Source organism: Candidatus Dormiibacterota bacterium, from assembly GCA_035635555.1.
In the GTDB taxonomy this organism is placed as follows: Bacteria; Acidobacteriota; Polarisedimenticolia; order Gp22-AA2; family Gp22-AA2; genus Gp22-AA3.
Genome location: DASQAT010000035.1, coordinates 298,937 through 322,297, shown reverse-complemented (window position 1 = coordinate 322,297; position 23,361 = coordinate 298,937). Strand labels below are relative to the sequence as shown.

Sequence of the window (23,361 nt, the reverse complement as noted above, 5' to 3'; positions counted from 1 at the left end):
ATCTCGGCGGGCAGGTGCCGCACGGTTGCCCTGAGATTTCTGAATTAATCGAAGTTATCGATGCTTCACCATCACGCACAGTCCTATCTGATCGCGCCGCACCCTCAGGTATCGGCCGTCGTGCCCGTACACTAGCTGGCGGTCCTGAGATAGTCGGGACTTTGCCCTGGTCTCATGCTCGAACTCAACCTGCCAGCCTTCCGTCCTGAGCTTCTCGGATAATCTCTCGACGTCTGTGGATTGCATATCGACCTCGCGGGGCAGGCCGTCCGGATCGTCGGCGCCAAGGGCCTCGGGCATAAATCGCCAGGAATTGTCCGCGTCTATCCACTGGATTCTGCCGCCAATTCGGAGCAGGTATCTGCCGTCTTGTTCCTTGTGTATACCGATAACCGTGTATGGCGGGATGTTAGCGAGATGCCCGGAGTCAGCTTTCCTCAACCCGATTCGCTCATCATCAACCGCCACGACCTCGAAGGCAGCCGGATTGTAGATCGAGGGGACGGCGGGGCTAACATAGATAAGGTGACCGGCAGCCACCGCCTTCCTGAGAACGCCTTTCCAGGACGTGTCTCCCGAACCGAGACTGCTCACCGAGGCGGGGACGGTGTCAGATAGATGCTGCATCTCTTTGACGAGCCGATCATGGAGCGCATTCTCGGGGTTAGTGAACCGCACGCCGAAGGTGCGCCCAATTTGATGCACAAGAGATCTGACGTCTCCGACGGCATCCAGGGCATATGCTTGAAGAGCACCGAGTGGAAGTGGCATGGTCTTGAGTTCCGGGGCAACCGCCAGTGGGATCACCAGAGTGCCTCTAAGGTGCGCACCACCACTCTCGAAATGGAGCCACGGGCGCTCCTTGGACCGCGGACTGTAGAGGGAAAGAACGATTGTGGCCATTTTCAGATTATCGATAATTCCATTCCACCAGTCCCGCCCGCCTGGAAGGCTATCTGGATGGCTGGCAACAAAAACTTTGATGGGCTGATCACTGGCCTCCAGGTAGTCCTTCAGGACATTTGCGATCGTCTTGTCTGATTCAGCATGGCAGATGAACACGGTGCGACGAGAGGCCTCAGACGCCGCCGTGTCGGTTCGCCCACCTACACCGGATGATCCTCCAGCGAACTCGGATTCGAATCGCTGCAGGAACGCCTTCCGCGGTTTGAGAGTCAGTTCCCGAGAATCCCAGTCCTCCCCCTCAACAAGGGATATGACGCGTTGAAGGTCTTCCTCGGAGACACCGAGGTAGTCAAGATCGTGTTTACCGAACTTGAGCGCGAGTCCGCTGGTCGAGCTCTGATAGGCTTGATACAGTTTCGAGCTCACGTATCTTCGGATTGCAGGATCATCCGGCCGTGCCCGTTTTGTGAGGGAATCGAGATTATTGCCATTGACGATGATTTCACCGTTCGGGTCGATGTCCCCGAAATGGTCCTTCAGGGCAATGATCGCTGTGGAGGTCTCGTACTCAGGGGCATAGCGGCCAGTGGGAGCTGCGGTGTTGTTCAGCATTTGCCGGGCCGTGCCGGGAATCTTGACGACGGGAGAAATCCCCTTGTCCTGTATGGTCTTCAAAACCGTAAATTGATAACGAACATTATCATTCTCACTGACGCCCTTCAGGCGAAGCCAAAACCTCTGACCTGAAAGTGTCGCCTCAGGTGCCGGAGCAGCAATCCTGGCGCGCAATGCGATGAGATCCGTGGCCTGGCCTTGCCACCAAAACTCACGGACCCACAACTCGAAGTATTGCTTTCGCCACTTTAGCTTGAACCACCACGCAGGTTGCTCTGAGGATTTGCCGGCTTGTTCGAGGAGTACTCCAGGTGCGAGCGATGCTTCGACAAGGGTTCGAAGATCCGAAGGGACCGATTCTGCCACAGCCTTACCTCGCGCGATCCGGACACCAAAGCCTACGAATGCTTGGATTGTAAACCGTGAGAGTGGTGATGCTCAAATGATACCGATCATCCATGTCGCCTTCCGCTCCAAGACCCACACCGCTTCGTGGTAGACCACTGAGGCGGCTCCCATGGTAAGGAGGTGCTTGCGTCGTTACCGCCTCCGGAGTTGGTATCGCACACTCCCTAGCTTTCGGAAAATGGTCCCGTGACCTTGAATCCGGACGGCAAGGCGCGCAGGACCCCTCGATTCGGGAATACGAAGGCGGCTATGGGGTCCGAGGTGAATACAAGGGCAGCGATGCAGGTTGCTCCGAAGTACCGGAAGCCATGCGAAACCTGTCTCTCGAATCCCGGAGTCGATTGCACCATGGACCAGTCGACTTCGCCTGGCACGTGAACGAAGACGACGCCGGGCAGCCCGGATTTCACTTGGTTCGCGCCCTGGTTAGCTCTGTCCAGCATTTTCCCGACCAAGTAGTCGTTCTTTTGGCTCCTCACTATCAGGACAGCCTGGACACCATCGACGCCTTCCTGCCCTAGGATTGCCAAATGGGGAGGCTGAAGCGGCCGCATGGGATCCCGCTGTCGCAGAACATTAACCTCGTCAAACGGTATCACGCCCGAGCGCTGCTCGACGATGACACTGTATCTGTTCAGTACATCAGCTTTCGCTTCCCCGGAAGCCAAAAGGGCCTCGATGTCCCCGGCCAGCACGGGGACATCATGTGGCTCAAGGCGGCCTTGGCATTCCACCCTGATGACACACAAGCACCCATCCTTGAAGATGTTATTTAGCACCTTCGCGGAGAGTTCGCCGAGTTCGACCGGTCTGATGCGGCGACCGGTTCCAGGTTGCAGAGCCTTACACTGCACCTCGACGTCACCTCCGGCAGCCCCAATTATCAGATCACCCTCGTCCGTCCCGCCCACGGAGAAACGCTTCAACCTGCCGCCTCCACGGACGTAATGGGCCGCGATCCTGCACTGATAAAGATAGCCCTCAACTTTACGTGGCTGTTGCAGGAGCAGCGCCAGTCGGTGTCGATCTCTATCCACTAAGAGATTCGCGACGTGCTTGATGTTTGAAGCTTCCGTCACGAGTTGCTTCACGGGGACCGAGGCAACAAAGGCACGAGTGCCTTGTAATCTCAAGTCCTCTCTGTAGGCAGCGAAAAGATCCAGGAGCACATTCGGGCTGATGCGAGGAGGTAGCCATTGACCGTAAGTTAGGGTTTTTTCATGTCGCTTCGCGAGCCTCTGAGTAAGCCAAGCGGGGTCGAGGAATTCCTCTAGCCAATCAATTGTCCTGATTGCGTCACGAGACTCGAGGACTTCTTCCGGCATGCGCGTGCTTCCTTATCTTCGGAATGATAGCGCAGGCCAAGCGCAGGGCTCCGCGCTGAGTAACATGTCGTCTTCCGCTCCAAGGACGACATGCGGCGAACATCCACCGGCACTGAAGCGGCAGATCCAGCCGATCTGGACCGCCGACCGGCAGGCAACCGGCATTCAAACGGCAGTATCCCGGGCCTACACGGGGGGGCCTGCCGCCTCTACAGGTAGCCCGATTCTTGCCTGCTCACTGAAACGGCGAGACTTAGCGCCCGAGCGTGCTCTCCCTCACGACCGGCAGCCGACCTGAAAACTCGATTCCGATGCCGCTTCCTGGGCCCTTTTCGGGGGGTCGATGCCGCATAAAGGGCATCTACGGAAGGGGGTATGCCGCATAACGGTACTCTAGCCGGGGGGCGATGCCGCTAGATGGGACCTTTCCGGGATCCCGATGCCGCTTCCTGGACCGGCTCAGACCATCCGGTCAATAAATCACTGGGGGTCCGTCCGGGACAGGACGCCTCCTCCAAAACATCCGGGGCACTTTCACGAAACTCGCGAGATTGCACCGGCTCAGATCCAGTAGAACTTGGGCTCGATCGCCTCCATGTATCGGCGGGCGGCCATCCACGCGTAGGTGAAGGCCAGGGAGAAGTGGTCCGGCCCGGTGCGGATGTAGCGGTACTGCTGGGCTCCCGTATCGGGGTCCTCGTCCAGGATCTTGGCGTCGGCGAACATGTGCCGGGCGAACTCGGCGACGATCGGGGACTGGCGGGGCAGGATAAGCCGCTGGTCGCGGACAGCCTCGCGGGAGGCGTCCAGGGCCTCCGTGCGGTTCACTTTCACCATCAGGGTTCGATGGTCCCAGTCGGTGGCGCCCCTCTGCTGCTCGCTGAAGAAGTTCATGAACACCACACCTCTGTGACGTCCGGCGAACTTCCTGGTTTCGTGAGTCTCGGGCAGGCCGTCGATGACGCAGAAGGAGACCCGGAAGCGGGCCATGATGGCGTCGAGGTCCTCGAAGTTGTGACAGACGCTCAGGTGGACCACGTGCTGCCGGTTCTTTTGCTCGCTGTCGCGCCTGAGCACGACCACGTGCAGCTCACGGCCGGTGTCGATACCCATCGAGTACGTGCCGGTCGGCTCGGCCCCCTCGGCCCGCTCGGGCATGACGGTCTCCGAGCACAGACGCAGGACCGACATGATGTCCAGGCGGCGCTCGAGGTCGGCCCAGGGAACGCCAATCTTCAGGTTGTAGAAGCGATCCGCGTATCGGGTGGTTCGGTACTCCTTCAGGATGTCACCCGGCGAGCCAGATCGACGAGCAGGAACTCGGGCAGGCCCTGGAGCGGTTCGACCCGATTTGGGACTTGCTGCTCACACCCGAGAAGGAACGGATCCTGCGGCTACTGATCGAGAGAATTGACTACGACGGGGCCAGCGGGATGCTGTCGTTCACCTTTCGATTGCCGGGCATCGCGTCGCTGACGGCCGAGACCTCGGAGAAAGCATCGTGAAGCGCGCGGCTGGGTCAGCCCGCTCGGTCCTCGCTCCGGCGCCGTCCGTGGCCCATGTTGTGAAATTTGAGCAGCGGCCGGAGCGTGGTCTTAGCCCACAACAGCCCGTTCCGAGCACTAGCGTCCCCCGCGTCGCGCGGCTTCTCGCGCTCGCCCACCGTATCGACGAAATGATCCGGTCGGGAGAGATCCGGGACTGGGCTGAGGCAGCCCGCTTGGCTGCTGTCACGAGGGCGCGGATGACGCAAATCGCCAACCTTCGACTCTTGTCCCCGGCAATTCAGGAACTCATCATGGCTATTCCGCCCATCGCCGAAGGCAACAGCACAATCACCGAGCGACGATTGAGACAGCTGACCCCTATCACGGAATGGTCCCGCCAGGAACGGGAACTTCACAGCGGCGAACAGGACTGAGTCTTCGAGGCCCTACGGCTAGGCTACTCCGCCTTCGGGGCAGAACGCGCGCCGCGGGCACCCCATACGGATTGCACCAGATCGGACCAGGTGGCGTCAGAATTGACTGGCCGCGCGATGGGCGTCGGTTGACGAAGGCGGATAAAGTAAGGACTGACGAGCTGTGCCCTAAAGAGAACATCGTATAGACGTTGGCGGAAATCGGTTGAACCCCCGAGCTGCACAATTGCTGTCACCTGCGACGCCCCGGGTGGGGTCCCCGTCAGGATGTTTCTCAATTTATCCGCGGCTATCTGAGTCCCAGTCGCCCTGAATTCCAGCGGAGTCTTGCTGAAGCACACTAGCGCGTAGTGTGTCTCCTTTGGCGCAGTTACGTCCTGTCGGCTGGTCACAAGCGAATTCGCGGGCAGTACCCAGGCGAGGCCGTCGGCGGTCTCCGCCCGGGTCCAAGCCACCACCGATTGGGGCGAACTGTCGACCCGCCGCGCCGCCCCCTTGATCGGGCTGAAGAAGACATCGGGTGCGGCGGTGCGGCGGAGCAGCTCCTTTACCGATGGCCCCAGGGGGTTTCCAATTCCCCAAAGAAATAGGCCCTTGTTCGCAACCCGCTCCTGCTCCTTCCGGTGTACGATGTAGTCGATGGTCTGCCCACCCTCAGCCCCGCACCGCGTCCAACAAAAGTAGTCGGGAAAAACCATGACGTTGTTCCCCCGCATCAAAGAGATCGAGATCAACGACCAGACTACCTAGACATGGCTACGCATTATGCACTATTATTCACTATATGCAAGACCCGGCAACACAGCTGCGTGTCTTTATGAAGAAACGCAGTCTTAGTCAGAGTGAACTGGCGAAACAAGCAGGGGTAAGCCAGTCTACCGTATCTCGATCATTGGGTCGCACAGCGAGAAGGCATGGCGAAGCGCGATCCGCTCTATTCACTTATGCAGAAATAGTCCAGACCGATCCGAGACCACAAGCCGCTGGTAAACAACGGGTTCTTGGCGCCTTCGAACGGATCTGGGACGGAACCGATGTGCATGCGACTGCAGTCGCGCGCGTGATTGAGGCGATAGCGGATCTTAGACCCGTCCGGCCTAAGGAGTAGCTTCGGTGAAGAAGTCTGAGAACGCGCGACACCTTCGAACTCGAATCCAAAGTATTGGGTTGAGCCGGGACGCGATAGCGGCAGCTTGGCCGGCGTGGTGGAGCAGTGACGCTGAAGCCTCGACCTCTTCGCGGACCGAACTCCGATTCTCGCTTGCGCGCAAGCTCGGCCTCGATCCACGGTCGCTTCTTGAGGAGGCCGATGAACCTCGGTTCCTCTGGCGAGACGAAGCGCGCTTCAAGCATCTATCAGGACAGGGAGCACTTGAGAGGGCGGCTATCACCTCATTTGGAGTGGCTCTCGGGACACTGTTGATCACGGCAGCGCCAGCGACGGCACATGATCTTCGGGTTCGTGCCGCCGCAGTACGTGACTCAATGCTGGGCAAGGCAGTCCCGTTTGTTCGTCTTCTCGACTTGCTGTCATTTTGCTGGACGGTTGGGATTCCGGTCGCACACTTGAGAGTATTCCCGTGGCCCCAGAAGAAAATGGCTGCGATGACAGTGCGAGTCGGTGAGCGATCCGCTATCCTTCTTGGGAAGGACTCGATGTACCCCGCGCCTCTTGCCTTCTACCTTGCACATGAGATCGCGCACATTGCCTTAGGACATCTAGCCGAGAAGCAAGTCTTGGTTGATCTGGAAGCGCCTTTTGCCGAATTCATGCAGGGGGATGGGGAAGAGGACTCCGCGGATATGTATGCGCTGGAGGTCCTGACCGGGGAACCGCGGCCGGTGGTCGTACCAATCGCTGGACCTTCAAGCTCCCGCGAACTGGGCCGCGTAGCGCGCGTGGCCTCGAAGCCCCTGAGGATTGAGCCTGGCACCCTTGCTCTTTGCTTCGGCTACAACACGCGTGACTGGGCCACGGCATATGGAGCGATGCCGCACATCTATACCTCTGCTAAGCCCGTATGGCATGAAGTTAACAAGGTCGCCAAAATGCATTTAGCACTTGATCGTCTCCCAGACGATTCCGCAGATTACCTGAATGCGGTGCTTGGGTCACGGCAATCGTCGTGAAGGCCCTCATCGATAACGACATACTGTATAAAGGTGCGTGCTACGGAATTCTTAGTCGGATTTGTGGGTCGCTCAACTGTGCAGAAAAGGATATCGGTGCCCTCGGTGCTGCACGCTTCGTCGTTCGGAAGAAAATCAAGCGTGCGATGCTGTCGGGAGGCGCCGAGATCGTGCTCAAACGGTTGGCTGTGTTCCTCGCAGGTGCCCACACGCTAGAACCGAGGCCGCAAGAGCAGTCGCTTGCGGCCGACCTGGAGGCAGCGGCGCAATTCAATGGGCTCGGCCTACATGAAGGCGAGAGTCAACTATGTGCGATCCTTATAATGCGCGGAGTGTCGACGCTGCTCACTGGGGATAAAGTGGCTATCGCAGCGATCGAGCAATTGTTAAGTGCGGAACCCCGGATGTTACCAATCTCTGGGAAAGTAAAATGCCTTGAGCAACTGGTGGTGTCAATTATCGATGGTGGCGACCCAGCATCCCTGCGTCCCAATATTTGTGCAGAACCTACTGTTGACGTTGCTCTATCAATCTGCTTCAGTTGCAGTAGCCCGCATGCGATGCCTGCTAGCATCATGGATGGACTTGACAGTTACATCCGCGAGCTCCGTGCGACCGCTCGCCGTACACTGGCACCCTAACTCAGTGGCTACTCCCGGACGAACACGGCGTAAGGTTCCACGATCTTCGCCGTCAGGCCAATGTGTATCGATGGGCCATCTTCTGGTGCCTCACCGCCTATCCTCGTTACCTCCAAGCATGCCTTGTCTACTCGTCCCTTGACATAGTCTTGGCCGGGTAGCCCCATGCTGTTGCCGATGGCCACCGAGGTGTGTGAGAGGTCGAGCTCAAAGTCCTCCTGACGTAAATCGGTGATGACCAAGGCATATCGGGAGCCGATACAGTTGATTGTCGGGGGGATCTCCTTCCAAGTTGTGCCATCTGCCGAGAAGTGTCGGGCACGAACCTGCTCTGCGAAGTGCCTCGAAAGCATAGGCTGCATGCAGAGATAGATCACCCCCGATCGCTTTACGTAAGACCTAGCGAAGGGTTGGACCATAGTGAGAGGATGGCACGTACCGCCGCCATAGCCCCACAGGGCATAACCCGCCTCCTCAATTTCGCGCGTCTTCCTGCCAACGATCTTGTCGAGAGGCTCCTGCGCGTGCGTCCCAACCTTCATGTACACCAGGCCGTCACCCTTCCTAATCGTTGGAGCCATCACCTTTTCTCCAAGAAGTCAAACTCATATTCGTCTTCGTGGGCTTTTCCATAATCCAGGCGCTTTCGCTCACGCACGTACCGGACCTTCGGTGGATTCTCGCGTCCATAGAAATTCGCTAGACGAGCCGGGTCTCGAATGGGCTCGCTGGTTCCACTGAACCGATTACCGGGGATCGCCCTGAAGATCAGGTTACAGGACCGCAAATCTGGGGCGTCGTCAAGATGATAAGTATGGAGTTGCGACATCATCTTGCGGACGAAGAATCCCGAGGACACCGCAAACTGCTGGACGTTCACCAGCACTCTCTGTGGCCACTCAAGTTCATCATCATCAGCAATAACCACCATCCCCTCGCCGCTGTAGCCAGTTGCTTCCATGCCGCGCTGCATGAACACTTTCACACTCTCGCCATTGTTGCTCGCCCCCCAGGGAGGGTTTGTGTAAAATGAGTCGAATTGTCCTGTCGCCGGAAATGGATCCAAGCAGTTATAGAGCTGGGAGCTTAGTTGAGCCAATCCCTCTTTGTCAGCAAATCGCGTAACGGCGGAACAGACCCGCTCGTCGAAATCGAAGACCTCGATCGAAGCGGGGCCATAGCTCAAGATGCCGCGCTTGTGCAGATATGCCACGCAGATACCAATTGCATCACCGTCGCCAATGAACGCAAGTCGCTTCCCCTCAGCCCAGCGGGCGACGAGCTCGCTCTGTAGCACCATATCCCCCGATTTCATGTAGATCTGGTCGAGCTCGCGTAGTGGTCGAGGCCTGTTCTGAACAACATCAGAAATGGCATTTATGGCTGCCCGCAAATCTATGTCCGGTGGGTTGGCCATCGTTCTCCGTTGCAGCGTGAAGGCGACCGGGTGCGTGTCGTCTAGTCGAGACCTTTGGTGTTACTCTGACTTCCAAATGCGGGGAGCACCGGGAGTTGCTGGGAATTGTATCCGACTAACCAGGACCATCAGAACTAACCCGCTCTCAGCCGCGTGCTGAAGCAGTTCACGTGGACCTTCTGTCCAGGGTGCGTTCATGATTTGTTGACTGACGCTCTGGTTTAGGCTCGACGGGCGCACGGCCAACACCCCCGCTCACCCCCTCCCAACCTGTGCGCCCTCGCCTGCTTGTGGTGGTTAGCCGTCGTTGCAGGGTTCGCGCACGGGTCTAGTGGGGGGACCGCCCGTACCATTTGTGGACCTTCTGCACCTCTTTCACCCAACACTCCAGCGCTCCAGCATCGCTTGGGGCGCCGAGGACACCGAGGTCGCGCATGAACTTTGTGAAACCTGCACCAGGTGTGCCATCGTCCTTCGTGACAACAACCGCGCTTACAAATATACCTGCCCGCTCGTAGCTTTCGGCACTGAGATAGCCGAGGAACTCGCCGATGATGGCGCGATCGAGTTCCGACCAGTTGTTCACATCAATCTCAAAAGATCGGCCCTCGTTAATGTTGGGGAGTTGAAAGGTAACGCCCCGGACCAAGTCTGAATACGTGATGAGGCCCTGCCCTCGTGCCGTCTTTTGTATTCGGCTTGATAACACCTTGCTCGCACGGGGGTCTTGGTCCCCATAGGCCCACTCAATTTCGGCCAACCGGCGCCTGATTTCCGCACTCATTTGAGTCTCCGCTCTCCGTACGGGTAAGCTGTATTCGACTGCGAAGAAGGTAGCCACAGCCAGTAAGGCTCCAAGGCTCTGTCGCCTCTTGCGACATCGGTGACCCCCTCGCGCAACCGAGTGGCGTTTTGGCGAAGCAGGTTGCCCGATGATACGCCCCGTCCGTTTCAGGCACAAGGAGGGCACTCGTGCGCTGCTGTCCCACCGACGATCTCTGACGCTCCAACACCGTTCAGGACCTGGCTTGGTGTCATCTCTCCGCCAGGTCCGAGAGAGGCGGAGAGTCGGGAGGCGGAGGGTCGACCGCAGGCGCCGCCCACGCGGCTCTCCGGAGCCGATCCCAGGACGCTGGGCCGCGGAGCCAACCCGCGCACAACTGCGGACATCCTGGGGAAACGAAAAGGCGGGCCCCTGTTAACCAGGGACCCGCCATTCCGAGAAGTATGAGGTCTGGCTCCTCAGGTAGGACTCGAACCTACAACCCTCCGGTTAACAGCCGGATGCTCTACCATTGAGCTACTGAGGAATGGTAGTAGAGGGCGGCGACCGCGGCCGCGCTCATATAATAATGATACGGAGCCCGGACGCCACCTGTGCTGGAAACGGGCCATTCTATGGAATTGCGCGCGAGGCGGTCAAGGGCCGGCCGCGACGCCCGCGGAACAGGGCAATCACGAATCCGTGATCGCGATAGCCTCTCGATTGATGACTCCGCTCACTTCTTCGGCGCCGGGTGCAGGAAGTCGTTCACCGACTGGACGAACAGGACCGGCTGATCCACGAACGTCATGTGGCCGCTCTGCGGGTAGATGACGAGCTTCGAGCCGGGGATCTTGTCGTGCATCTCGCGCGCGATCGACGGGTCGGACTCGTCGTGGTCGCCGGCGGTGATCAGCGTCGGCACCCGGATGGTCGGCAGGCGGTCGGCGTATTCGGCCGACACGAGGTTGCCGTCGATGATGAACTCGCCGTGCGAGCCCCACATCTCGCGATACAGATCCCACGACGTGTTGCCGGTGTCGGTGGGGTTGTAGTTGGGATCGGGGTGGCGCTGGTAGAGATAGGGGAAGTACCCTTCGCCCCACGCGGCCTTCATGTAGTCATCCGTATAGCGGTTCTTCTCGTAGTCCCTGCCATGGCCGTAGAGCCCGAGCTTCTCCATTCCGTCGATGCGCGCGCGCAGGTCGGGCGGCATCGTCTGCTTCATCCTGACGAAGACCTCGTTCAACGCCCGGGTGCTGTGGAAGGTGCTGCACAGCAGGAGATGGCTCAGGTTCGCCTGGTACTTGAAGGCGTATGCCTGGGCGAGCACGCCGCCGTATGAATGCCCGAGGAGGGAGATCGTGCCGAGGCCAAGGCCACGGCGCACATCCTCGAGGTCCTCCACCATGTTCTCGACGGTGTACCCCTTCGGGTCGTCCAGTTTCTCCGAGCGGCCGGAGCCGCGCTCGTCGATGAAGATCAGGCGGTTCTGGCGCGCCAGCGGCAGGAGGTAGGGGAGGAAGTAGTCGTGCGAGGCGCCGGGGCCGCCGTGAACGATGACGAGCGGCGCGCCGCGGCCGACGGTCTTGTAGTAGATGAGAACACCGTGCGCGTCGACCAGCCCTTCCTGGATCGGATAGACCGGACTGGCCGCGGCCGCCGCGGGGGGGGCGGCCGGCTTGTGACGCGGTTTCCTGGCGGCGGCCGCGGCGGGCCCCGCGGCGGCCAGGGCCAGGAGGAGCATCAGGATTGGACGGACCAAGACGCGGCGCATGCGGACCCTCCTCGGTCGTGAGTCGATCTAAAGGCCGAACTCGCTCTTCTTGAACAGGGGATGGTAGCGGTAGCGGGCGAGCGCCGTCTCTCCGCCCTGCTCGCGGTCCACGACGGCGACGACGGCGGAGACCTCGAGGCCGGCCTCCTCGGCCCGGGCGATCGCCTCGAGGGTGGAGCCGCCGGTCGTGACGACGTCCTCGAAGATGACGACCCGGCTCCCTTTCGGGATGTCGTTCTCGATGAGGCGCCCGGTGCCGTGGTCCTTGGTCGCCTTGCGTACGAGGAAGCCGCGCAGGGGGCGCAGCGCGGCGGTCGAGCGGGTGCCCGATCCCTGTGTGGCGCGCTCCCAGGAGAGGCCGGCGACGTGGCCGACGACCGGGTCGGCGCCGATGGTCGGGCCGCCGATGGCGTCGATGGGGCGGCCGTCGCTTCGGACCAGATCGTGGATGAGGTCGAGGATGAGACTGGCGATGAGGTGGATCCCCTCCGGGTCGAGGGTGACGCGCTTGCAGTCGAAAAACACCGGCGAGCGCTGGCCGGAGGCCAGGAGAAAGTCCCCCCGGAGCACGCATTTCTCGGCGATGAGGGTCTTGAGCCTGTGCCGCGCGTCCACCGGAACCCCCCGGAAGTGTTTGCTATAATACTCGGGTTGAAAGACCCATGCCATCCACGGATCGGCCGCCCCAGGGCGGCCCGCTGAACACGAACGACGACGAGCCCGCGGCCCCCACGGAGGCCGCCCCGATCTTCGGCGCGCCGAGGGGGCGGGGTGATGTCGTCTCCCTGACCGCCCTCCTGACCGCGCGTCTCCTGCGCCTGCGGCCCCTGCACGGCCCGCGGCCGACGGGGCAGAGGGTGCGCGACTCTCTGGAGATCCCGCGCTGGGCGCTGTCGCTCGGCTTCCTGCTGTTCGTCCTGCTGTTCCTGGCGATGCTGGCGTTCTTCTTCGTCTCGACGGAGGCGCACGCCGCCGTCGATTCGATCAACTTCGACAGGCCGACGAAGGACTGGTACCAGGGGCCGGTTCGCTACATCATCACGCATCAGGAGATCAAGGCGTACAAGGGGCTCGAGACGGAGCTCGACCGGCAGAACTTCATCGACTGGTTCTGGCAGAGGCGCGATCTCGACCCCAGCACCCCCGAGAACGAGTTCCAGCAGCGCTTCGAGCAGAGGGTGTACGAGACGATGCGCATGTTCACCGACACCTCGAAGCCGGGCTGGAAGACCGACATGGGGAAGATCTACATCGTGGTCGGGCCGCCGGATGAAATCAACAAGGACCTGATGGCGAAGTCGCATCGCGGCATGGTGTTCTGGACCTACAGGAAGCCCCCCTACCCGGGGCTGGCGTCCAACACGACCATCGCCTTCGCGCGCGACAAGAGCGGTGAGCTCGTCATCAGCACGAGCCCCACCATCGACTCGGACGTGGCGCGCGGCCTGAACCGCGTGGACGCCCGGCAGAAGGACGTCAACGGAGAGCTGGTGGTCCCGGGCCGCCGCGACCCGGCCCTGGTGATGAACGGCGTGCCGCTCTCCCAGGGACCGCTCGACATGCTGCTCATCGCCGGCCGCATGCAGCAGCTGCCGCCGGCCGAGGAGGAGATGTTCAAGTCGTTCGCGATCACCCGCGAGTTCTACGGGGAGATCCCGGCCGACACGCACGTCGATTACTACAAGACGAACGACGGCATGACCTATACGACCATCACCATCGGCATCAAGACGACCGCGGTGCAGTACCGCGCCGTCGGCAAGAAGGAGGTGCCGGACGTGGTGGTGTTCGGAAAGCTCATCAGCAAGGAGCACCCCGAGCTGATCTACCCCCTGGCCGGGGACGGCAACTTCGCCGAGAGCGAGTCGAATGAGACGGCGGGGATCGGGGATTTCCTGGTGTACCAGGCGACGGGGGGCTTCAAGCCGGGCAAGTACCAGCTCGTGCTGGGCGTGCAGGACCGCGTGAGCAAGAAGATCGCCTCCTACCGGAAGGACGTGGACGTTCCGGACTACGCGGTGGACGGTCTGACGCTGTCGTCGCTCTCCCTCGCCGGCACCCTGGAGCCGACCGATTACCGGCCTGCGCCCGGCAAGCCGTTCTACATCGGCAGGTTCAGGCTCATCCCGAGCCCGGACGCCGTGTTCCGCAAGTCGAACGAGCTGAACATCTACTTCCAGGTGTACAACCCGGTCGCCGACTCCGGCTCCGGCAAGCCGAAGCTCGACATCGAGTACCACTTCCGCTCGAAGAATCACGACGGCTCGTACGCCGAGGTCGGCACCTATGCGGTGAAGGAGAGCGCGGCCCAGGCGCAGGGGTACGCCGTGGCGCTCGAGAAGTGGCCGGAGGGGGAGTACCAGGTCACCGTGATGGTGAAGGACCTGGTGTCCGGCACGGTCCGCCAGACCACCGCCGTCTTCACGATTCGCGGCTGAACGCCGGGGGTTCTCAGTACCCCGGGGTTCGCTCCGGTCCCGGCATCTTCCGGGGCGGGGCCGGCGCCGCCGGTCCGGGGGAGGGGGGCGCGGACGGAGCGTGCGGGCCGGCCGGCCCCACGGCGCCGCGCAGGTCGTCGATCCCCAGGATGTTGAGAAGGTTGGAGCCCGAGGGGACGACGAACTTGGTCTGCTGAGCCAGGACGGCGCGCAGGACGTCCAGACGCTGGCGCATCTCGGCCCGCTCCTTGAAGAAGCTCTCGGCCGCCTGCGCGGTCACCTCGATCGCCTTGGCCTCGGCGTTGGCCTGCAGGATGCGCGCCTGCGCCTCGCCGTCCGCCTTGAGGATCGACGATTCCTTCATCCCCTCCGCCTGCAGGATCTGCGACTGCTTGAAGCCTTCCGCCTCGAGGATCTGGGCGCGCTTGGTGCGCTCGGCCTTCATCTGTCGCGACATCGCCTCGGTGATGTCGGCCGGGGGATCGATCTTCTGCACCTCGACGCGCGTGACCTTCACGCCCCAGGTGTTGGTCGCCTCGTCCAGGACGTTGCGCAGGTTGGCGTTGATCGTGTCGCGCGCCGTCAGCGTTTCGTCGAGGCTCTTGTCCCCGATGAGGTTTCTCAGGTTGGTCTGCGCCAGGATGGTGGCGGCGTAGGCGAAGTTCTGCACCTCGAAGGTCGACTTCACCGGGTCGCTGATGCGGTAGTAGATGACGGCGTCCACCGTCACCAGCACGTTGTCCTTGGTGATCACCTCCTGCGGCTCGACCTTGATGACCCGCTCGCGCATGTCCACCTTGAGGAGGTCCTCGATCATCGGCACCAGGAACGTGAGACCCGAGTCGACGGTGGCCCTGTACTTGCCCAGCCGCATGACCAGCCCCTTCTCGTACTGCGAGACGATGCGGGCCGAGCGCGCCACCATGATGAGGGCGATGAAGAGGAAGAAGCCCAGGACGATGTACTCGAACCGGATCGGCAGGTTGTTCATGCGCGTGACCTCACCAGGAGTGTGACACCCTCCACGTCTTCGACCACGACGACGACACCGGTCTCGAAGGGACCCACGACACCGCGGGCCGTCGCGGCGCGCCAGACTTCATCCCTCACCTTCACCTGGCCGGGGTGGTGCTCGGCGATGCGCTGGGTCACGAGGGCGGTCTGGCCGACCAGCGCGTCGGCGTTCGACGCCACGGTCTTGTGCTGCAGCCGGGCGCGCACCCAGCGCCGGCCGAGTGCGATGTAGAGCAGCGACAGGATCGCCGACACGATCAGTCCGGTGACCGGGTTCTTGACGAACAAGCCGATGAGCCCGCCGAGGGCCACCGCCGACCCGATCAGGATCAGGTCGAACCCGGCGAAGCCGCCCATCGCCACTTCCGCCAGGATGCACACGGCGCCGGCGATGATCAGGAGCCAGTTCAGCAGCATGGGGGGGAGCCTCCGTCGGGCGGAGCATAAGGAAGTGGCCCCCTGCTGTCAACGCGCCCCGGCCCGGAGTCCCGCCCGGGGGGTGGAGGTGCGGGGCTACGATTCGAGGAAGCTCCGACCCTCAAGGGTTGCCAGGAAAGACGCGACCTGGGTCATCGCCTTGCCGCGGTGGGAGACCTGATCCTTTCTTGCGTTGTCGATTTCGCCGAATGTTGCGTTGAAGGGAGGGTAGAAGAAGATCGGGTCGTAGCCGAAACCGTTCCGCCCACGCGGCTCCCGGGAGATGCGGCCTTCGCAGGCGGCGCGGAACAGACGCGGCTCATCGCCGGCGGGACGGGCCAGGACGGCGACGGAGACGTATCGGGCGGTGCGACGCTCCTCCGGGACGCCTTCGATCTCATGAAGCAGGAGCCGGTTGCGTCCCGCGTCGTCGAGATCGGCGGCCCCGTAGCGCGCCGAGAGCGGGCCGGGGCGGCCGCCGAGGGCATCGACCTCCAGGCCGGAGTCGTCCGCGAGGGCCGGCAGGCGCGCCAGCGCCGAGTAATGCCGGGCCTTGCCGATGGCGTTCTCCTCGTAGGAGCCGGCGGTCTCTTCGTACGGCTCGCGAATGCCGAGGTCGGCGGGGGACAGGACCTCGATGCCGAGAGGGGCCAGAAGACGCACCAGCTCCCTCGCCTTGCCGGGATTGAAGGTGGCGACGAGAAGCCGGGACCGGACCGCGCTCACGGACGTGGGAGCAGGGCCGGCAGGACCTCGCGCAGGGTCTTTCTCTGGTGCTCGAAAAGGTGGTTGACGCCGTGGTTGGCCAGATCGAGCATCCCCTTCATCTCCTCGGGCGAGAACGGCGTCTTCTCGCCGGTCCCCTGCACCTCGACGTAACGCCCGGAGTCGGTGCGCACCACGTTCATGTCCACGTCCGCCTGCGAATCCTCCGAGTAGTTCAGGTCCAGGAACGGGACACCGCCGAGGAGTCCGACCGAGGTGGCCGCGACCATGCCGCGCAGCGGCGGGCCGTTGAGCCTGTTGAGCGTCTTCATCTTCGCGAGCGCCAGCACCAGCGCCACGAAGGCGCCGGTGATCGAGGCGGTGCGCGTGCCGCCGTCGGCCTGGATGACATCGCAGTCGATCCAGACGGTGCGCGAGCCGAGCGCCTTCATCTCGGCGACGGCTCGCAGCGACCGCCCGATCAGCCTCTGGATCTCCTGCGTCCGGCCGGAGGCCTTGCCGCGCGTCGCCTCCCTCTGCGTGCGCTGGTCGGTGGCGCGCGGGATCATGCCGTACTCGGACGTGATCCATCCCTGGTTGGTGTCGCGCAGGAAGGGGGGCACCTTGTCCTCGACGCTCGCGGTGCAGATCACGTGCGTGTTGCCGATCTTGATGAGGGCCGACCCCTCCGCGTAGATGTTGACGCCGGTCTGGATCTCGACCGGTCGCATGTCGCGTTCGCTCCTGCCGTCCTGCCGCTGCATCCGTCCTCCGTAGGGAGACTCAACCCTGAATGTCGATCTGCTCGAGCCTCTCGAGCGGCCCGCCGAGAAAGCGCGACCCGACCTCGCGGAAGCGGTCCGACGAGTCGGTCACGAAGAAATCGTCGCCGCCCGGAGGGCCCGGCCCCTCGTTCAGGAGCCCGCGCTCGACGAGCCGGCCCCGCACGACCCTCGCCGTCGCCCGCGCCGAGTCGACCAGCGTGACCCGGGGGCCGACCGCCTCGCCGATCACGCCCGCCAGGAGCGGGTAGTGCGTGCACCCGAGGACCAGCGTGTCGATCCCTTCGGCCGCGAGATCGCGCAGGTAGAGCGCGGCGGTGGCGCGGGCGACGTCATTATCCACCCAACCCTCCTCCGCCAGCGGCACGAACAGCGGGCAGGCGCGGCCGACCACGCGCGCCTGCGGCAGGTGGGTGGCGATGGCGCGCGCGTAAGCGCCGCTCTTGATCGTGGCGGCTGTGCCGATGACGCCGATGATCTGCCGGCGGGTGGCGAGGCAGGCGGCCTCGGCCCCCGGGCCGATCACCCCGACGACCGGCAGCCTCAGCCGGCGCTGCAGATCGGGGAGGGCCACCGCCGACATCGTGTTGCAGGCGATGACCAGCGCCTTGATGCCGCGGCGCTCCAGAAAGAGCGCCCCTTCGAGCGCATAGCGGGTGACCGTTTCGTCCGACTTGGTGCCGTAGGGAACGCGCGCCGTGTCCCCGAGGTAGACCAGCCGCTCGCCGGCGGGCAGCGTCTCCTTCAGCGCCTTGAAGACGGTCAGCCCGCCGATTCCCGAGTCGAAGACCCCGATGCCCGCGTCGCGCACGCCGTGCCCTACGGCGCGCTCTTGCGGTCCATGTCCACGATCGACATGTCCTTGGCGTAGTCGCGCCTGAGATCGAGGTGGCTCTTGAGCGTGTCGCGCTCCTCGCCGTTGACGAGGATGTGCACCCGCTTGATCTGCGGCAGGTTGTAGACGAGCGAGTCCACGATCGAGAAGATCGTGGCGATCTCCTCGTCCGTCCCGCCGGGATGGAAGTCGACGAGCTCGCTGCTGAAGTCGACGTAGGCGGTGCCGGAGCGGTCGAGGTAGAGGCCGCGCAGGCGCGTCTGGGGAGGCAGCGTCGGCAGGAGACCCTTCTCCAGAGGCCCGTTGATCAGCTCGACCACGATCTGCTTCGCCTGGTCGGCGGCCGAGGAGGTCAGGAAGATCTTCCTCTTCTCCGGACCGAGCGACTCGCTGTCGACCTCCTGGAAGAACAGGGTCACCTCGCGGCGGTTCTGCTCGGAGGTGAAGGAGGGCGTCTCCGCCGGTGTGGCCGTGGCGGCCGGGGAGGGGGCCGCGGCCGGAGAGCCGGGCGCCGCGGGGGCGGAGGGGGGCGTCTCCTCGCCGCCCGGCTGGGCGCCGGCTTCGGGATTTGGCGCGACCCCCGCCTGCGTCGCCCCGCCGGCGTGCCCGCCGGTGCGCATCACCAGGGCCGCGACGAGCAGGGCGGTGCAGACGGCGGCCACCGCGCCGAGGACGATCGTCTCCCGCTTCACCGGGAGCGCGCCTGGACGTACTTGTCGTGGAATTTCCTGACGCTGTCGAAGATGGCGCCGGCCAGCCTGTCCTTGAAGGCCGCGTCCTTGAGGCGTTTTTCCTCTTCGGGGCTGGTGATGAACGCGACTTCGATGAGGACAGCCGGCATGGTCGCGCCCATCAGGACGCGGAACGGCGCCTGCTTGATGCCGCGGTTGGCGATGTCGAGAACGTCGTTCAGGTGCTCCTGGATCATCTCGGCAAAGACACTCGACTCCTTGAGGAAGGCCGACTGCGCCAGGTCCCACAGGATCATCTCGAGGTTGCCGTTCTTCTGCACCCCCTCTTCGAGACCGAGCGTGTTGTTCTCGATCGCCGCCACGGCGCGCGCCTCGTCGTCGGTCGCCTGGTACGACAGGAAATAGGTCTCGGCGCCGCGCGCGTTGCCGCGCCGCGAAGCGTTGGCGTGGATGGAGATGTAGAGATCGGCGTGGTTGTGGTTGGCGATCGACGTCCGATCATCGAGAGCCAGTGTCTTGTCGGTGTCGCGCGTCAGGATGACCTCGGCGTCCATCTCGGACTGGATGCGCGCCTTGAGGCGCTTCGCCACGTCGAGCGTGACGTCCTTCTCGGCGAGACCCGAGGGGCCCAGGGCACCCGTGTCGTCGCCGCCGTGCCCCGGATCGATTACGACGACGAAGGCGGACTGCGGGGGCGGCTGGCCCGACGGGGGGGCGCCCCCTCCGGTCGAGGGTGTTACCGGCGGCTCGGCTCCGCCCGGCGCCGGTGCTGGGCCCGACGGACCCGGGGTGCCCTGCGCGCCCGCGCCGCGGCCCGTTCCTCCCGGGGCGGGGCCGGGCGGGATGCCGCCGCCCGGCGTCGGGACGGTCACGGAGATCGAGGGCCCCTGCTTCTTGCGCAGGTCGAGGACGATGCGGAACGGCTCGCCCATCTCGAAGGTCGAGAAGGTCGAGAAATCGTCGCCGATGTACAGCACCAGCTCGGAGGTCCGGAACCCCTCGATGAACTTCATCTTCTCGAGGACCGCCCCGTTGTACTCCTTCTTCTTGAACGGCGGCTCGACCGAGGACTCGTTGAGCGTCACGTACACCCGCTTGGAGTCGCGGTGGATCTCGTACGCCGGCTTGCGCGTGAACTCGAGGACGACGCGCACCCCCGCCTCGTTGTCGATCGTCTTCAGCGTGAACCGCAGCGGCTGGTCCTGGGCGAGGCTCGGGGTCGTCGCGGCGGCTGCCAGCGCAACGACACTGATCGAGAGGAGGGTCGCGGCGACGCGGCCCGGCCTGACCAAGGACATCGGGGGACACTCCCGGCGGCCCGACCCGCAGCGCGCGGGGGCCGCCCAAAGACCGGTCGGCAGCCTAACACACGCATGGCGTCGACTCAAGGACACGCGTGTGTAGTAGCATTTCCGGGCAACTGGGGGCGTGGCGATGGAGATGGTTCTGTCCCGCTGCGTCGTGCGGAGCTTCCGGCCGGACGACGCGCCGTCCCTGGCGCGGCACGCCAACAACCGCTCGGTCTGGATCAACCTGCGCGATCAGTTCCCGCACCCGTACTCTCTCGCCGACGCCGAGCGCTGGATCAGGGAGGCGGCGGCTCTGGATCCGGAGACGCATTTCGCCATCGCCGTGGACGGCGCCGCCGCCGGCGCCATCGGGTTCCATCTCAAGAAGGACGTCCGCCGTCGCTCGGCCGAGATCGGCTACTGGCTGGGCCAGGAGTTCTGGGGACGCGGCATCGCGACCGAGGCGCTGCGCGCGGTCACCGGCCACGCCTTCGGCCGGTTCGATCTCGTGCGCCTGTACGCCGGCGTGTTCGAGGGGAACCGCGCGTCGATGCGCGTCCTCGAGAAGGCCGGCTACACGCGGGAGGCCCGCCTGCGCAAGGGGATCACCAAGGACGGCCGGACGATCGATCTCGTGCTGTACGCCATGGTGCGGGAGTAGGCGGCCGTGGTGCGCTATCTCGCTCTGGGTGATTCGTACACCGTCGGCGAAGGGGTCGAGCCGGAGGAGAGCCTTCCGGTCCGGCTCGCCGCGCTGCTCCTTCTCCAGGGATTCGCCATCGGGAACCCCGAGATCGTCGCGCGGACCGGCTGGACGACGCGGGAGCTCGGGGCCGGCATCGACCGGATGGATCTGAGGGGTCCGTTCGATCTCGTGTCTGTGCTCGTCGGCGTCAACGACCAGTACCGCGGGGGAGGGGTCGAGGAGTACCGGACTCGTTTCCGGTCCCTGTTGCGGCGGGCGGTGTCGCTCGCGGGAGGCGAGGCGGGCCGCGTCGTCGTCCTGTCGATCCCCGACTGGGGCGCCACCCCGTTCGCGGAGGGGCGCGATCGCGCGCGTATCGCCGCCGAAATCGATCGCTTCAACGAGGCCAACCGCAGGGAGACGGACGGGGCAGGGGCGCGCTACGTCGATGTCACTGTCGTGTCACGGCGCGCCGCCTCGGCCGGGTCGGGATCGATGACCGCGCCGGATGGTCTGCATCCTTCGGGCGCCGTGTACGCGGAGTGGGCCCGCCTCGTCCTGCCGCACGCCCTCACAGCACTCGGCACGATCTAAAGAAGATCCCCGCCCCCGAAGTGCCGCGACTGCCAGAGCTGCAGCATCAGGAGATTCCACAGGAGCCGTCCGTTGTCGCGCCGGCGCTCCATGTGCTCCTCCAGAAGGCGGGTGACCGTCTCGGGACGCAGGATGCCGCCGGCCCGTACGCGTTCGGGGGCCAGGGCCCGCCGCATAAGCGGGGCGAGGCTCCGGTGCATGAAGCGCGCCATCGGGATGTTGAAGCCGCGCTTGCGCCGGCCGCTGACCTCGGGGGTCAGACGGTCGCGCATCGCCCGCTTCAGAATGTACTTCGAGGTCAGGCGGCGGAGCTTCAGCCTTGCCGGGAGCGCCACGACGTACTCGACCAGCGGGTGGTGCAGGAACGGCGCCCTGACCTCGAGCGACGTCGCCATGGAGGCGCGGTCCACCTTGGTCAGGAGATCGTCCTGCAGGAACATCAGGAAATCGGTCGCGAGCAGGGCGTCGAGCGGGTGGCGGACCGGGAGGCCGTCGACGATGGCGCGCGTTTCCGCCACGGGATCGTTCGGCGGGCCGGGGGAGGCGGCGATGAGGGCGAGCGCCTCCGGCGACAGCAAGTCCTGCTGGCGGTCGGGAGGGAAGGCGCCGAACCAGAACTGGTGGCGCACCGCCTGCGGCAGCTCGGCGCCGGCGACGAATTTCTTGAGGAGGTACTCCGTCCCGACGTTGTTGAAGGCGGGCGGGATCATCTCGACCGTCCGGCGCACCAGCCCGCGCACGGCGGCCGGGAGGCGCATGTAGGAGCGCGCCAGACGGTCGCCGATGTAGGTCGGGTAGCCGGCGAACAGCTCGTCCCCCCCCTCGCCACCGAGCGTCACCTTCACGTGCTCCCGTGCGAAGCGCGACAGCAGATGAGTCGGCACGATCGAGGCGTCGGCCAGGGGCTCGTCGAGGACGCGCGCCATCGACAGGAGCGCTTCGAGCATCTGCGGCTCGCCCACGATCGTCTCGTGGTGGTCGGTCCCGAAATGCGCGGCGGCGCGCCGCGCGTAGTCCGCCTCGTTGAAGTCCGGGTCGTCGAAGCCGAGCGTGAACGTGGGCACGGGGCCGCCGGTGATGTCCACGGCCAGGGCCGCGATCGAGGAGGAATCCACGCCTCCGCTGAAGAACACTCCGACCGGCACGTCGGCCCGCAACCGCAGGCGTACCGCCTCCTCGAGGAGACGGCGCACCTCGCGGGCCGCCTCGTCCTCTGTCGGGTCGGAGAAGCCCGGCGGCCGCCGGGCGGCTTCCGCGCCCGTTGGGGCCGCGTCCCGCCCGACCGCCGCATACTCTCCCCGGAAGATCCGCTTCAGGTCCCAGTACGGTTCGATCCGCAGCCGCCCGCTCTCGGCGATGAGCAGGTGGCCGGCCGGCAGCTTGCGCACGCCGGCGAACGGCGTGTGCGGCGCCGGAAAGTATCCGTACAGAAGGTAACGGGTGAGGGCGCGCAGGTCCGGCTGCGGGTTCACGCGCGGGTGCGCCAGGAGCGCCTTGATCTCCGAGGCGAACATCACCTCGCCGTCCTGCTCGAGGTAATACAGCGGCTTCTCGCCGGCGCGGTCGCGTCCGAGGACCAGGCGATTGTCGCGCGCGTCGAACACGGCGAAGGCGAACATGCCGTCGAGGTGATGGACGAACGACAGGCCGTGCTCCTCGTACAGGTGCGGGATGACCTCCGTGTCGCAGCGGGTCTCGAAGCGGTGGCCGCGCCCGATCAGGCCGCGCCTCAGCTCGGGGTCGTTGTAGATCTCGCCGTTGCAGATGACGCGGAAGCGCCCCGCCTCGTCGGCGTAGGCGCGCGCTCCCGCTCCGAGGTCGAGGATGCTCAGCCGGCGGAACCCGAAGGTCAGGTGGGCCGTGTGGCCGGCTCCGACCTCGACGACGCACGCGCCGTCCGGGCCGCGGTGGGCCATCGTGTCGGCCATGGTCGCGACCAGGCCCGGATCGGGCCGCCCGTTCCCGCGCAGATCAGCGATGCCGACGATGCCGCACATCTTCTGCCTG

23 protein-coding genes and 1 tRNA gene are annotated in these 23,361 nt (G+C 64.1%); 7 read left to right on the top strand and 17 right to left on the bottom strand.

What is annotated here, in order from left to right; translation table 11 throughout:
* Positions 1 to 54: 54 nt before the first annotated feature.
* The 3 genes from VEW47_10060 to VEW47_10050 form a co-directional block, all read right to left on the bottom strand.
* Positions 55 to 1,887 (bottom strand): toll/interleukin-1 receptor domain-containing protein, encoded by a 1,833-nt coding sequence (locus VEW47_10060; GenBank protein ID HYS05523.1) that lies wholly within the window; start codon positions 1,885 to 1,887, stop codon positions 55 to 57.
* Between the two features lie 206 nt (positions 1,888 to 2,093).
* On the bottom strand, positions 2,094 to 3,254 hold the full coding sequence (locus VEW47_10055) for a hypothetical protein (GenBank protein ID HYS05522.1): 1,161 nt from the start codon (positions 3,252 to 3,254) through the stop codon (positions 2,094 to 2,096).
* A gap of 561 nt (positions 3,255 to 3,815) precedes the next feature.
* Positions 3,816 to 4,445: a hypothetical protein gene (locus tag VEW47_10050; protein ID HYS05521.1), complete on the bottom strand. Its 630-nt coding sequence runs from the start codon at positions 4,443 to 4,445 to the stop codon at positions 3,816 to 3,818.
* Positions 4,446 to 4,612: 167 nt separating this feature from the next.
* On the opposite strand from VEW47_10050, the gene VEW47_10045 reads away from it, so the two are divergent.
* The 4 genes from VEW47_10045 to VEW47_10030 all read left to right on the top strand — a co-directional run bounded on the left by VEW47_10045 (position 4,613) and on the right by VEW47_10030 (position 7,946).
* Positions 4,613 to 4,759 (top strand): hypothetical protein, encoded by a 147-nt coding sequence (locus VEW47_10045; GenBank protein ID HYS05520.1) that lies wholly within the window; start codon positions 4,613 to 4,615, stop codon positions 4,757 to 4,759.
* A 239-nt stretch (positions 4,760 to 4,998) separates the two neighbouring features.
* Positions 4,999 to 5,175 (top strand): hypothetical protein, encoded by a 177-nt coding sequence (locus VEW47_10040; protein HYS05519.1) that lies wholly within the window; start codon positions 4,999 to 5,001, stop codon positions 5,173 to 5,175.
* Positions 5,176 to 6,288: 1,113 nt separating this feature from the next.
* Entirely contained in the window at positions 6,289 to 7,305 is a 1,017-nt protein-coding gene (locus tag VEW47_10035; protein HYS05518.1) for a hypothetical protein, read from the top strand.
* Positions 7,302 to 7,946, top strand: coding sequence for a hypothetical protein (locus VEW47_10030; GenBank protein HYS05517.1), 645 nt, complete (start codon positions 7,302 to 7,304; stop codon positions 7,944 to 7,946). Before VEW47_10035 ends, VEW47_10030 begins: the two co-directional genes overlap by 4 nt.
* Before the next feature lie 8 nt (positions 7,947 to 7,954).
* Here VEW47_10030 and VEW47_10025 read toward each other — a convergent pair whose 3' ends face one another.
* From VEW47_10025 to pyrE, 6 genes are all read right to left on the bottom strand, one after another.
* The gene (locus VEW47_10025; protein HYS05516.1) at positions 7,955 to 8,527 is read right to left on the bottom strand and encodes a hypothetical protein; all 573 of its coding nucleotides are present in this window, start codon (positions 8,525 to 8,527) and stop codon (positions 7,955 to 7,957) included.
* Positions 8,527 to 9,363 carry a bis-aminopropyl spermidine synthase family protein gene (locus tag VEW47_10020; protein ID HYS05515.1) on the bottom strand — a complete coding sequence of 279 codons (837 nt, stop codon included), beginning with the start codon at positions 9,361 to 9,363 and terminating at the stop codon, positions 8,527 to 8,529. Before VEW47_10020 ends, VEW47_10025 begins: the two co-directional genes overlap by 1 nt.
* Positions 9,364 to 9,691: 328 nt before the next feature.
* A complete protein-coding gene (locus VEW47_10015) occupies positions 9,692 to 10,147 on the bottom strand; it encodes a hypothetical protein (protein HYS05514.1) in 456 nt (151 codons plus the stop codon).
* Positions 10,148 to 10,598: 451 nt separating this feature from the next.
* Positions 10,599 to 10,673: transfer RNA gene (locus VEW47_10010), tRNA-Asn, on the bottom strand.
* Between the two features lie 189 nt (positions 10,674 to 10,862).
* Entirely contained in the window at positions 10,863 to 11,903 is a 1,041-nt protein-coding gene (locus tag VEW47_10005) for a proline iminopeptidase-family hydrolase (GenBank protein ID HYS05513.1), read from the bottom strand.
* 27 nt (positions 11,904 to 11,930) lie between these two features.
* Entirely contained in the window at positions 11,931 to 12,518 is a 588-nt protein-coding gene (pyrE, locus tag VEW47_10000; GenBank protein ID HYS05512.1) for an orotate phosphoribosyltransferase, read from the bottom strand.
* 47 nt (positions 12,519 to 12,565) lie between these two features.
* Between pyrE and VEW47_09995 the strand changes: the two genes are divergently transcribed.
* Entirely contained in the window at positions 12,566 to 14,341 is a 1,776-nt protein-coding gene (locus tag VEW47_09995; GenBank protein HYS05511.1) for a GWxTD domain-containing protein, read from the top strand.
* Positions 14,342 to 14,354: 13 nt separating this feature from the next.
* On the opposite strand, the gene VEW47_09990 is transcribed toward VEW47_09995, so the two are convergent.
* From VEW47_09990 to VEW47_09960, 7 genes are all read right to left on the bottom strand, one after another.
* On the bottom strand, positions 14,355 to 15,332 hold the full coding sequence (locus tag VEW47_09990) for an SPFH domain-containing protein (GenBank protein HYS05510.1): 978 nt from the start codon (positions 15,330 to 15,332) through the stop codon (positions 14,355 to 14,357).
* Entirely contained in the window at positions 15,329 to 15,772 is a 444-nt protein-coding gene (locus tag VEW47_09985; protein HYS05509.1) for an NfeD family protein, read from the bottom strand. Before VEW47_09985 ends, VEW47_09990 begins: the two co-directional genes overlap by 4 nt.
* Before the next feature lie 96 nt (positions 15,773 to 15,868).
* Positions 15,869 to 16,498, bottom strand: coding sequence for an RdgB/HAM1 family non-canonical purine NTP pyrophosphatase (rdgB, locus tag VEW47_09980; GenBank protein HYS05508.1), 630 nt, complete (start codon positions 16,496 to 16,498; stop codon positions 15,869 to 15,871).
* Positions 16,495 to 17,241, bottom strand: coding sequence for a ribonuclease PH (rph, locus tag VEW47_09975; GenBank protein HYS05507.1), 747 nt, complete (start codon positions 17,239 to 17,241; stop codon positions 16,495 to 16,497). The genes rdgB and rph overlap by 4 nt, the downstream gene beginning before the upstream one ends.
* Before the next feature lie 19 nt (positions 17,242 to 17,260).
* Positions 17,261 to 18,070 carry a glutamate racemase gene (gene murI / locus VEW47_09970; GenBank protein HYS05506.1) on the bottom strand — a complete coding sequence of 270 codons (810 nt, stop codon included), beginning with the start codon at positions 18,068 to 18,070 and terminating at the stop codon, positions 17,261 to 17,263.
* Positions 18,071 to 18,078: 8 nt separating this feature from the next.
* Positions 18,079 to 18,786, bottom strand: coding sequence for a GerMN domain-containing protein (locus VEW47_09965; GenBank protein ID HYS05505.1), 708 nt, complete (start codon positions 18,784 to 18,786; stop codon positions 18,079 to 18,081).
* Positions 18,783 to 20,084, bottom strand: coding sequence for an N-acetylmuramoyl-L-alanine amidase (locus tag VEW47_09960; protein ID HYS05504.1), 1,302 nt, complete (start codon positions 20,082 to 20,084; stop codon positions 18,783 to 18,785). Before VEW47_09960 ends, VEW47_09965 begins: the two co-directional genes overlap by 4 nt.
* 136 nt (positions 20,085 to 20,220) lie before the next feature.
* Between VEW47_09960 and VEW47_09955 the strand changes: the two genes are divergently transcribed.
* Both VEW47_09955 and VEW47_09950 read left to right on the top strand, forming a co-directional pair.
* Entirely contained in the window at positions 20,221 to 20,736 is a 516-nt protein-coding gene (locus VEW47_09955; GenBank protein HYS05503.1) for a GNAT family N-acetyltransferase, read from the top strand.
* Positions 20,737 to 20,745: 9 nt separating this feature from the next.
* Positions 20,746 to 21,354: a GDSL-type esterase/lipase family protein gene (locus VEW47_09950; GenBank protein HYS05502.1), complete on the top strand. Its 609-nt coding sequence runs from the start codon at positions 20,746 to 20,748 to the stop codon at positions 21,352 to 21,354.
* Here the strand turns inward: VEW47_09950 and asnB are convergent.
* Positions 21,351 to 23,351 (bottom strand): asparagine synthase (glutamine-hydrolyzing), encoded by a 2,001-nt coding sequence (asnB, locus tag VEW47_09945; protein HYS05501.1) that lies wholly within the window; start codon positions 23,349 to 23,351, stop codon positions 21,351 to 21,353. The genes VEW47_09950 and asnB overlap by 4 nt on opposite strands.
* Positions 23,352 to 23,361: the final 10 nt, after the last annotated feature.

Coding starts and splice junctions, on each gene's coding strand:
- VEW47_10055 (HYS05522.1), bottom strand. CDS start 3,254: ATGCCGGAAGAAGTCCTCGAGTCTCGTGACGCAATCAGGACAATTGAT.
- VEW47_10050 (HYS05521.1), bottom strand. CDS start 4,445: ATGTCGGTCCTGCGTCTGTGCTCGGAGACCGTCATGCCCGAGCGGGCC.
- VEW47_10040 (HYS05519.1), top strand. CDS start 4,999: ATGACGCAAATCGCCAACCTTCGACTCTTGTCCCCGGCAATTCAGGAA.
- VEW47_10025 (HYS05516.1), bottom strand. CDS start 8,527: ATGGCTCCAACGATTAGGAAGGGTGACGGCCTGGTGTACATGAAGGTT.
- VEW47_10020 (HYS05515.1), bottom strand. CDS start 9,363: ATGGCCAACCCACCGGACATAGATTTGCGGGCAGCCATAAATGCCATT.
- VEW47_10015 (HYS05514.1), bottom strand. CDS start 10,147: ATGAGTGCGGAAATCAGGCGCCGGTTGGCCGAAATTGAGTGGGCCTAT.
- VEW47_10005 (HYS05513.1), bottom strand. CDS start 11,903: ATGCGCCGCGTCTTGGTCCGTCCAATCCTGATGCTCCTCCTGGCCCTG.
- VEW47_09995 (HYS05511.1), top strand. CDS start 12,566: ATGCCATCCACGGATCGGCCGCCCCAGGGCGGCCCGCTGAACACGAAC.
- VEW47_09990 (HYS05510.1), bottom strand. CDS start 15,332: ATGAACAACCTGCCGATCCGGTTCGAGTACATCGTCCTGGGCTTCTTC.
- VEW47_09985 (HYS05509.1), bottom strand. CDS start 15,772: ATGCTGCTGAACTGGCTCCTGATCATCGCCGGCGCCGTGTGCATCCTG.
- rph (HYS05507.1), bottom strand. CDS start 17,241: ATGCAGCGGCAGGACGGCAGGAGCGAACGCGACATGCGACCGGTCGAG.
- VEW47_09960 (HYS05504.1), bottom strand. CDS start 20,084: ATGTCCTTGGTCAGGCCGGGCCGCGTCGCCGCGACCCTCCTCTCGATC.
- VEW47_09955 (HYS05503.1), top strand. CDS start 20,221: ATGGAGATGGTTCTGTCCCGCTGCGTCGTGCGGAGCTTCCGGCCGGAC.
- asnB (HYS05501.1), bottom strand. CDS start 23,351: ATGTGCGGCATCGTCGGCATCGCTGATCTGCGCGGGAACGGGCGGCCC.